This window comes from Flavobacterium bomense, assembly GCF_003970355.1.
This window is the reverse complement of the sequence record NZ_RYDJ01000074.1, coordinates 1-1,639: the sequence shown is the minus strand read 5'-3', so window position 1 is coordinate 1,639 and position 1,639 is coordinate 1. Positions and strand designations below refer to the sequence as shown.

Sequence of the window (1,639 nt, the reverse complement as noted above, 5' to 3'; positions counted from 1 at the left end):
AACCGTTATACAATACAGTAGTAGAAGCAATACTAAAAGATAACATATTATACGAATTACTGGCAATGGTCGATGCATTGAGAGTCGGTAGAGTAAGAGAAAAAGAAATAGCGAAAAAAGAACTGGAAAAAAGAATACTAAATGCATAATAAAATAATAAATCTAGCTTTAGTAGCTCAAGTAGCAAAAGGCCTGGAAGAACTGAGAGAAAAAATGGTATTCATTGGTGGAGCAGTGATTAGCTTGTACACCGATGACCCAGCTGCAGAAGAAATCAGACCGACTTCAGATATAGACATGACCATAAACTTAGCTAACTATAACGAATGGGCACAAATGCAAGAACGCTTGGCAGAACTAAAATTTTATCCAGATCCTGAAGGACATTCTATTTGTTCATACAAATATGATAAAATAGCAGTAGACATAATACCTGCAGAAGATAGTAGCATCGGAATTTCTAATATATGGTACAAGCCAGGCTTTAAATACCTACAACAAATTGATTTGCCAGAAGGAGTTAATATAAACATTTTACCTTCACCCTACTTCCTTGCCACAAAATTAGAAGCATTTAAAGACAGAGGCGCAAATGATTTCTACGGTAGTCACGATTACGAAGACATCATCTACCTATTAGACAACAGAACCTCAATTGTAGAAGAAATACTCGCTGCCCATGAAGATGTTAGAACATACATAAAACAAGAAATAAATGGCATAAAAAAGCATCCGCAAGCAAACGAAATTTTAGCCATGCACATTCATCCATTAATAAGGGAAGAAAGGTTTGGTATGTTGATGGAGAAAATTGAAAAAATTACAAAATAAAAAATATAAACCAGAAGCTTTTTACTACTGGTTTACCTTTAGAAATAAAATGATTACAACTAGTATTATAAAATATGCTATTCTGTTTTACTAGTATGGCTACTAGTTTCACAACTTATAACCTCCAATATCGTTCTAATTATAAATGCGGTGATTATTTCTATTTATCACCGCATTTTTGCGGTAAATATAAAATACAATCACCGCATTAGTACAAAAAACAAAGTATGCAATTCGGGAATTTCACTATTCAATTCGGGAATCGCACACTACTCCATTTGCAACGGTAGCGAGCATCAAATAGATTTACAGCCCAATTCAATTACCAAATAAGTCAATTTGTAAATCTTAAACCGCTTCAATGAAATTATTTTCTGAATCCTTGATGTCTCAATTAGAACAGCAATTAAAAGTAATCCATCTGCAAACAGAAAATCCAATTCAATCGGCTGAATTGGCCATTAAAAGTAGCGTTACTGCCTTAGAGAGACTAAAATCCTCTTTCATAAAATACAAATCGTTGAACAAGAAAGAAGAAATAGAATTCTTCCGAGACATCAAGCCTAAGTTTGCTGCTAAACTGATTTACTATAGCGAAATCTATACTATAGAAACCAACAAGCCATTGGGTTCCCATAAAACAATAGCTAAATATTATAACTCGGAACTTCTTAAATTAAAAGTTTTCTTCAAACAAAACCAGGAATTTTATCGTTACTGTCGCACGGCTAACAACTGTCTCGATAGCAAATATTATATACGCGAAAAATACGACCTTAAATTAATGATGGACAGTGTTTATTTTCAA

2 protein-coding genes are annotated in these 1,639 nt (G+C 33.3%); both read left to right on the top strand.

Annotated features, from left to right (window positions below; genetic code table 11):
- The first annotated feature begins 141 nt into the window (after window positions 1–141).
- Complete coding sequence (locus EKL98_RS15630; protein WP_126563114.1) at window positions 142–831, top strand: nucleotidyl transferase AbiEii/AbiGii toxin family protein; 690 nt, start codon at window positions 142–144, stop codon at window positions 829–831.
- A 361-nt stretch (window positions 832–1,192) separates the two neighbouring features.
- Window positions 1,193–1,639 (top strand): RteC domain-containing protein (locus EKL98_RS15625; RefSeq protein WP_199740728.1); only part of this gene is annotated, 447 nt, incomplete at its 3' end.

Bases quoted from the DNA above. Each gene is read 5' to 3' on its own strand.
- EKL98_RS15630 (WP_126563114.1), top strand. From the start codon at position 142: ATGCATAATAAAATAATAAATCTAGCTTTAGTAGCTCAAGTAGCAAAA.